Annotated in this window: 4 protein-coding genes and 1 CRISPR repeat array; of the genes, 2 read left to right on the top strand and 2 right to left on the bottom strand. The window is 50.2% G+C overall.

All coding sequences use genetic code 11. The features are described 5' to 3' along the window. Together IQ260_RS21980 and IQ260_RS21975 are read right to left on the bottom strand one after the other, a co-directional pair. A partial coding sequence (locus IQ260_RS21980) for a tetratricopeptide repeat protein (RefSeq protein WP_193995230.1) occupies positions 1–1,842 on the bottom strand: 1,842 nt, incomplete at its 3' end. Between the two features lies 1 nt (position 1,843). Beyond that, positions 1,844–3,232: a tetratricopeptide repeat protein gene (locus IQ260_RS21975; protein ID WP_193995229.1), complete on the bottom strand. Its 1,389-nt coding sequence runs from the start codon at positions 3,230–3,232 to the stop codon at positions 1,844–1,846. A gap of 560 nt (positions 3,233–3,792) precedes the next feature. After that, positions 3,793–6,369: a CRISPR direct-repeat array (repeat unit 35 nt; unit sequence GTTCAAATCCCATTACCCCGAAAGGGGACGGAAAC). 145 nt (positions 6,370–6,514) lie between these two features. Here IQ260_RS21975 and IQ260_RS21970 point away from each other — a divergent pair. Next, complete coding sequence (locus IQ260_RS21970) at positions 6,515–8,107, top strand: tetratricopeptide repeat protein (RefSeq protein WP_193995228.1); 1,593 nt, start codon at positions 6,515–6,517, stop codon at positions 8,105–8,107. Between the two features lie 436 nt (positions 8,108–8,543). Continuing rightward, positions 8,544–8,942: a hypothetical protein gene (locus IQ260_RS21965; protein ID WP_193995227.1), complete on the top strand. Its 399-nt coding sequence runs from the start codon at positions 8,544–8,546 to the stop codon at positions 8,940–8,942. Positions 8,943–9,223: the final 281 nt, after the last annotated feature.

Raw genomic sequence — 9,223 nt, 5'->3', positions numbered from 1 at the left:
ACTTTGGGCATTGGCCAAATTGACCAAACCGGGAGCCACATCCTGACCCAGCTGTCGACTGAGCGCAATATCCTGTCGATGATACTCAATCGCCTGCTCATACTCGTGCCGCTGATCATACACACTGCCAATATTTCCTAATGCCGCTGCTTCAGCTGAGCGATCGCAAATCCGTTTTGCCAGCACCAGCGCTTTCTGATGACAGTCAAGGGCGCGGTCCAGATCCCCCAGCTGCTGATAGGTATTCCCCAGGCCCTCTAAAGCTCGCCCCTGGCCCGCCAAATCCGATAGGGTCAGCGCTAGATCCCAATGACGCTGATAGCAGCTTAATGCTTGTTCATACTCGCCTAGCGTATGGTGCGCATTGCCCAGATAGCCCAGGGCATTGGCTTCACCTTGGCGATCGCCTAGTTCCTGCGCGATGTGCAGACCCTGGTGCAAAAACGAGATCGCCCGGCGGCTGTCTCCCCAATGGCGATACACATTGCCCATATCGCTGAGAGTTTGACCTTCGCGGGTGCGATCGCCTAGCTTTTTTGCGATCTCCAACTGGCGTTCTAGCCCCGCCATCGCCTCGGCATATTGCCCTAAAGACAGAGCAATCTTACCCAGACTGCCTGCCGCTAGACCTTCTGCCATCAGATCACCAATTTTTCGAGCGAGGGTTAGCTGCTGCTGATAGCAGCTGGCAGCGGCCACATAATCAGCCAGGGCGCTGTAAACATTGCCCAGGTTGCCATAGGCGTGGGTCATCCCCTGCTGGTGGCCAATACGCTGGGCAATGGCCAGGTGTCGCTGATGATAGTCCAGCGCCTCACCATAGGCACCCACAGCGCAGCGAACGTTGCCTAAACCGCTGAGTGCATTGCCCTCTCCGGCCAGATCGCCCATGGTTTTTGTCAACGCCAGCTGCTGTTCGAAATAGTCTGCAGCTAAAGAATAGTCTCCTAAAGCATAGTAGGCGCTACCTAGACCGCCCAGGGCGTTGCTTTCGCCCTGGCGATTGTCAATTTGCCGAGCCAGGTTGAGATGTTGCTGGTGATGTTCAATAGCCTGGGGATACTGACCCAGTGAGAAATGTACGCTGCCTAGATTTCCTAAGGCTGCCCCCTCATTTTCAACATCTCCCTGTTGGCGAGAAAGCTTATAGTGCTGCTGGTGATAGTCCAGGGCCTTGGCATACTCTCCCATGGACTCATAGGCATTGCCCAAACTACCCACAGCAATTCCCACCCCATGGATCTCATTGGCCGCCCCTGCAATGCGAAGCCATTCTTCAAAATGCTCAATTGCTCTGGGATAGTCGCCTAAGGCATAGTAAACACCCCCCAGTCCGCAGATGACAAAGCCTGTTTCTAGGTCAGTACCATCCGTCTCATTGAGAATCTCTAAGCTACGCCTGAAGTACTGTAGCGCTGGGATGTAGTTCCCCAGAGACTGATGGGCCGTCCCCAGTATATTGTTGACTTCGCTGTTCAACTTAGGATTAACATGGTCAATTAGCTGAGAGAACAGATCAATCTGTTCTTGGTAGTGGCCCCAAAGCTTAAGTTGATAGTGGAGCAGATCCCGTGTGGGTGTGTTAAGCCGAGTTGAGATCAGCGTATATGCCCGGTTCCATTCTTGAATAGCACACAGGTGATGAAACGCCTCTAGATAGCCTTTGACCTGCCCCAGCTGGGACGCATCGGCTGACTGATAGCGCGTTAGCCAGTTGATGATGGCACGACAGTGGGTACGCCGCAGACATGAGGTCATCTCCGATAGGCTAGAGGGCAGAATGCCTAGCTGAGTAAGGATAGCCTGGGCCGGTGGTGTAATCGGGCTGCTCGACTTTTCCACATCACACCTCCCGCTGCAGCGCTAGCGCTAGCGTCTGTTGTAAATCCAGACATTTTTCCACCAGCGGCTCCACTGACGTATGAGAGAGTTCTAACGCCAGCCGACAAGAGCGCCAGGCCTGTTTTATTTCATCCTGTTGCTGATACGTTAATGCTAAACAATACAGCCCCATCATTCGCAACAGCCGCTGTTCATCCTCACCTACCAGTTCGGCTACCGTCAAAAGTTCCTGATAGCAGTCAATCGCTGTTTCCAAGCGATTTAAGTTGCGACAGCCTGTCCCCAGGTTTAACAACAGCGCGGCTCTCTCTAGCGGTTCGCTGATAAAACCTCTGGCCAGTTGCTGATAGCCCATTGCCTGTAACGTATCTCCTCGCTGTCGGTACAGCACTTCTAACTGTAAAATCGCCTGCTGCCGTCCTTCTTTATCTTCGATTTTGTTGGCTAGCGCCAGTGTTTTCTCTAGACAATCAATGGCAGCATCGTCTTTTTGCAATGTTCCATACACCAAACCCAAATTACCCAACGCCCGACATTCTCCTAGCCGATACCCGATAGACTGGGCAATTGTCAGGGCTTGCTCCAGCACCGTCAGCGCCTCGGTCAGCTCTCCCTGGGCCAGATAGGTACTACCCAAACTACAGTAGCCGTCTCCTTCTCCCTGCTGGTCTCCGCTAGATTGGGCAATATCAATCCGTCGTTTGGCCACGTCTAGCGCTAAATTATAGGCTGCGATCTCACGATACGCATTGCCTAACCCGCCCAGGGCTACCCCTACCAAACGCGGCTGTTCTAGCATTTCAGCCAGGTCTAACTGTTGCTGATAGTAGTCAATCGCTTGCTCAAAATTTTGAAGTGACAGATAAGCATTGCCCAAACTTCCCAGAGCCGTACTCCTGGCTTCTGCGCTTTCTAGCATCTGGGCCAGTGCCAGCGCCTGACGGTGGTACTCAATCGCCCGGTCGATGTTTCCCCACACATCCTCCAAATTACCCAAACCGCTGAGACACACTAGATCCATCGCCGCATCGGCCTGGCCAAAAAGAGACTTGTAAAGCCGCTGCTGCTGGCGATAGTAGCCCCAAACAAACAGCTGACGGTGCAGCTCCTGGTCGTGGGTGGCGGGTAGTTGGATAGTTGCGATCGCGCGAGCATTGTCCCAATCTTCCACCTGAGCCAAGTGATAAAACGCTTCCAGGTAGCCCGTTACCCGAGCCAGGTTGCTCTCATCGGCAGGCCGGTAGCGTCTGAGCCAGTTTTTTGCCGCTTTATACTCAGCTAGCTGATACGCTGCTAAACCAGACCGACGCGCCGCGATCTGAGCCTGTATCTGCTCATAAATACAGGCACTTTGAGAGATGTTTAACGGGGCAATCGTTTCTTTGTCCATATCAACAAAGGACTCTCACAAAGACAATGGAGTTGCTCATGAATTGCACCAGCTTTATTGAAAACCCCACAGCCTCATTAGGAAATCATAGCCAAGCATCCAGACTTAGGATAAGCTCGCAGTCTATGAGGAATTAAAATAGACAATGGCCTATACATTTTTTGATGTAAGGGACTGAAGTGGCCCATGTGGTATACAGCCTGAAAGCATCAGGTGCTCTGACAGGTGAGGTGGCACTCTTAAATTGCCGGGGCACAAGCGGTGTGGTGCGAGAGGTATTAGAGCATGTCATCAAAAAGTCTGAAGAAATGCTTTAAGCGCTGGACATGGTCTAAAAAGCAGGCTAAGTTTGGGGATAGCTCCTCATTTCGTGGGGGTCTGCCGGACCTTGAAAACTGCATTATTTCGTCAACCCTAGAGAATCAACTGGTATACAAAGGTTTCAGCCTTTTTCAAGGGTGCCTTATTGCAGCTGATTCTCAATTGTGGACCCCTTGCTTAGACCCCCGCGAAAATGGGGGTCTCAAGACCTTACTACGTATAGGTTTCAAAAGGTAGGGGTTCAAATCCCATTACCCCGAAAGGGGACGGAAACTGTTCACTACGAGCATAGATTACAAAATAGACGTGTTCAAATCCCATTACCCCGAAAGGGGACGGAAACAGGAGTGGGGTTAGTGCTGAGGTTCAGCAACAACGGTTCAAATCCCATTACCCCGAAAGGGGACGGAAACCTTAGTCCCGTCGATCCAGTTTGCACCTGCGATCGTGGCGTTCAAATCCCATTACCCCGAAAGGGGACGGAAACTTGAAGTGGGAAGTGTCCCAGTAAAACTCCCCTGCGTTCAAATCCCATTACCCCGAAAGGGGACGGAAACCTGCTCATAGCGATAGTGTCCGTTCCGGTTCCGAGTTCAAATCCCATTACCCCGAAAGGGGACGGAAACTTTTCTGGCAGGTTTTTGTGAACCCAGAGTGTACAAGTTCAAATCCCATTACCCCGAAAGGGGACGGAAACATTCCAACCGGCATCTGCATCAGCTTGAGTGTAATGTTCAAATCCCATTACCCCGAAAGGGGACGGAAACAAACACTCCGTCATCGTCCTCCACAGAACTTGCCGGGTTCAAATCCCATTACCCCGAAAGGGGACGGAAACCCTGTGCAATCGTTGCTCCCTTTACAAAAACACCAGTGGTTCAAATCCCATTACCCCGAAAGGGGACGGAAACATGCGGAAAGTAACAATACCGCGTAGAAATCCTGACTGTTCAAATCCCATTACCCCGAAAGGGGACGGAAACCCTTTCCTCAATTGCTTCAGCCACGAAATTCCAGTGGTTCAAATCCCATTACCCCGAAAGGGGACGGAAACGTGCTGTACGCTGTGCCAAGGCCGTCTACTAAAGTGTTCAAATCCCATTACCCCGAAAGGGGACGGAAACTTCGGCTCGTTTTGCCTTTTTCCACTCTTCACACTCGTTCAAATCCCATTACCCCGAAAGGGGACGGAAACCCATCAGAGCTTTTTGCTGTAAGCGTAGAATTGTCAGTTCAAATCCCATTACCCCGAAAGGGGACGGAAACTTGAAGTAAGTTGCCCTTACGACACCTATAGTCAATAGTTCAAATCCCATTACCCCGAAAGGGGACGGAAACATTCATCAGGTACCCATGCGCAGCGAACGCGTTCAAATCCCATTACCCCGAAAGGGGACGGAAACGTAATCAGGAACTTGAACATGCTGAATATTATCACCCGTTCAAATCCCATTACCCCGAAAGGGGACGGAAACAATCTTAGTACTGGTCAATCCATACTCCTTTTACAGGTTCAAATCCCATTACCCCGAAAGGGGACGGAAACCTGCTCAAGCAGCGCCATCGTCTTTTCTTCAACATCGTTCAAATCCCATTACCCCGAAAGGGGACGGAAACGTGCAAGCTTATAGATTCCTTGCGTTTCGTCATAATCGTTCAAATCCCATTACCCCGAAAGGGGACGGAAACCTACTTCACCTACTTCAGCTGGATCACTTTCAACCTGGTTCAAATCCCATTACCCCGAAAGGGGACGGAAACAGGTTGCCCGACGAAAAACCCAAAAAATACAAGCGTTCAAATCCCATTACCCCGAAAGGGGACGGAAACATGGTTATAGAAGTTAGCCCATAAACGTGCATACACGTTCAAATCCCATTACCCCGAAAGGGGACGGAAACGAGGAGCTGGAGCTGGAGGACGCGGAGGAGCTGGTTCAAATCCCATTACCCCGAAAGGGGACGGAAACCAGGGTTAGTGCCACGGAAATCAAACTCAGTAGATGACGGTTCAAATCCCATTACCCCGAAAGGGGACGGAAACCTTGAGACCGGTAATAATATCGACTTCACCGTCGGCGTTCAAATCCCATTACCCCGAAAGGGGACGGAAACAAACAGTTTAATGCCGTGCGTACACAAGGCGTGATTGTTCAAATTCCATTACCCCGAAAGGGGACGGAAACCTTTGGCTGCGCCAGAGCCGCTGTCATACCCATGGTTCAAATCCCATTACCCCGAAAGGGGACGGAAACAAGATACAGGGCGTAGTTAATCCCTAAATCAAACTGTTCAAATCCCATTACCCCGAAAGGGGACGGAAACCTGACTAGCTTACGCTAGCTGGAGGACGGGATTACCGTTCAAATCCCATTACCCCGAAAGGGGACGGAAACCGGCTATAGTAGAACGTGGCATCTAAGCCTTCTCGTTCAAATCCCATTACCCCGAAAGGGGACGGAAACCTCCATCCTCGGGAGTAATCGTCTCTGCGTGTTCTTCGTTCAAATCCCATTACCCCGAAAGGGGACGGAAACACCACGAACAACGAGACTGTTTAGACGCTTATCTCGAGTTCAAATCCCATTACCCCGAAAGGGGACGGAAACACGGGTACGTGCGGGGTGACGCACGAAGAGCAACCGTTCAAATTCAATTACCCCGAAAGGGGACGGAAACTGCACTTATCAACACGTTGGCCACGTTTCCACGTTCAAATTCAATTACCCCGAAAGGGGACGGAAACTTAACTTGAGTATCAGCTGAAAAGTTGTAATCAAAGGTTCAAATTCAATTACCCCGAAAGGGGACGGAAATAAGAAGAGAGATTTTCTCATGAGAAAACCAATAGTTCTATCTATCACATATCGTTCAACATTTATCGTTTCAGGCTGAGGCAAACCAAGAGAGCAAAACGATATAATTTCCAAATATCCCTCCTCCATCACCCTGCTTCTTTCCGATGCTTCCTCCGTCTGATGTCATCATAAGCAAACTCCACCTGAACCTAAACTCCCCAACCCTAATCAAATCGCCTGCCGATCGCAGCCAGTACCGAGCCATACTAAACTGGATCCAGCGATATCACCCCCCTGAAGCAAGCACTAACCTCGAAAAAGTCACAGGACTCATTCAAGCCTTTCACCATGCTTGCGATGTAAACAACTGGTCCATGGCCCGTCAGCTTCTATCTTTGCGCCTAAATACACCAACCCAAGAAGAACTCGACAACCAACTACAAACCTGGGGATATTACAACGAACAAATCGAACTATACACTCCCCTCCTTGGAAAACTAAACGATGAGTGGGACGCCATTCTCCTAAGCGGGCTAGCCATTGCCCACAACAGCCTGGGCAATCACCACATTGCCCTTACCTACAACCAACAAGAAACACAAATCAGTCAAACACTAAATAGCCCAGCCCTTCGAGCTAGAGCCCTAGGCAATACAGGCCTTACCCACCACTGCCTGGGCCAATATCCCCAGGCCATAGACTACTATCAACAGCAGCTGGCCATTGCCCGCACCATCGGTAACCCATCTGCGCTTGTACCAGTACTTGCCAATTTGGGTTCCAGCTATTACCAGCTAAAACAATATGACCAAGCACTAGAATACTACCAGTGTCAGCAAGAGATTATAGAACTACTGGATGACACTAACGGCAAAGCAAAACTACAAAACAACTTAGGCAACGTTTACTTTGCAAAAGGTGACCTTGACAACGCATTAAACGCTTACCACACCTGGCTAGTCAACGCCCGCAAGCTCGGCGATCGCGCGGGAGAGGGACGTGCCCTTAGCAACATTGGTAACGTCTACCATGCCCAAGGCGACTCTAGGCAAGCCATAGACTACTACAACGGAGACCTAAAAATTACCCGAGACATCGGTGACCGTCGAGGCGAAGCCCATGCCCTCGGCAATTTGGCCACTGCCTATGCCTCACTCTCAGACTTAGATCAGGCTAAAACATACGCTGAGCACCACCTTGATTTAGTTCGAGCCTTAGACGACCGCCCCCACGAACAAACAGCCCTGACCCACCTGGGTAACATTCATGCTCTCAGCAAGATGCCAATGTTTGCCATCCATTGTTTTCAACGTGCCTTGTCTATTGCAGAAACCCTGAACGACTATAATAATCAGGCCGATCTCCACGATAAGCTAGCCTATCTATTCCTGCAACAACATCACCGGGAGCAATCAATCAGTCACTACCAGGTAGCTTTGGCTATCGCAAAACAGCAAAACGATTTAGCTCTACAAAGTAAATCATGGAACAATATAGGCAGCATCCATCTTATTTGCAAACAACTTACCCCAGCCATCGAATGCTTTCAGCAGGTCGTGAACCTTCGCCACCAGCAGGGTGCTCTCTCTGGAGAAGCTAAAGCGTGGGTGATTTTAGGCAAAACTCTGAAACAGAATGGGCAGATGGAAGATTCTCTCAACGCTTTTCAGCAGGCACGGAAAATATTTGAAAGTACGAACAATTTAGACTTGGTTGCCCGGTGTGATGCAGTTTTGGAGATGTTTGAGGCAGTGTAGAAACCGGATAGGGTGCTTGTTAGTCCACAACCGTCGCACTAGCATGCTTATCATGTCGTCTGGCTCTGGCCTCAGGATCAACCGATGTTTGGGAATTTCGATCAGCGGTCTCCACTGGCTGGATTCAACATAGCGTAAATTGTGCCGCAGGTAGATGGTCTGACGGATATGACTAGGGTGTCCTAGCAGGACATGGTAAATAGCACTGCCCGATGGGTAGTGCTGGAAAAGTTGGCAGGCAGACTGGGCGGCACGGGGATGCCTGATGGGGGGCGCTACAATTCTTTGATGTGGAGAGTGTCTTGGAGGTTCATCACCTCAGTAGCTGGTTTTTCCTATTAGGCAATAAGCCCATTGAGTTTCTATTAGGGAATAGGCCCATCTTTTTGTGCTATGTCGGCTCTATCCTTCTCTAGGTAAGGGATAGGGGCGATCTTTGGTTAATGTTAGCAATTCGCTGAATACTGATAACCGTGAACTGGGCATTTTACGGTTGCAGCATCAAAAAATCTTTATGCAGTTCCAAACATCTCACATCCCCTCAGATATTGATACCTATGAGAAGCTGGTCGCATGGGGATGTACGGCTTTAAATGCTCACGGCTATGCAATGGACTACAACGAGCGCCCCCCGAGTGTCGTCACTGGTGATAGTGGCATTCAGCCACAGTTTGAGCGAAACGGGCCGTTTGTTTCTCATCAAAAAGATTTTCGTTTGGTTTTTCGTTGTGCCTTTCTTCTAAACGAGGATCATTCAAGTGCTGTTTACAGCATGGAATACCAAGCTGTAAAAGAGGTGATCACGGCTCCGGTAAATGTTGACTTCATTGCATAAATTAAGATGCCTAGCCCAGCAGCACCTATAACAACAAGTGGGGCCAGAGAGTTTCTAAGGCACGCTTATCAAGCTCCAGCAGCATCACGTCCTAACCCACCTCGAACCGCTAGCCAGGCGAGGCAAATCAGGGGATTGAACAATCTGGGTGGGTTTACGGCGGCTTCTCCTACCCAGTCAGTTCCTAAACCTCTGAGTCTGAACCCGCGACCGCTACACCATACGGCTGGCGGTCGCGCGGCTATCAATGCAGCGGCTAACGGCATGAATAAAGCCTGTCT

The sequence above is a fragment of the Leptolyngbya cf. ectocarpi LEGE 11479 genome (genome assembly GCF_015207065.1).
GTDB lineage: Bacteria > Cyanobacteriota > Cyanobacteriia > Phormidesmidales > Phormidesmidaceae > Leptothoe > Leptothoe ectocarpi.
The sequence above is the reverse complement of the archived record's forward strand: the minus strand, read 5'-3'. Positions and strand labels throughout refer to the sequence as shown.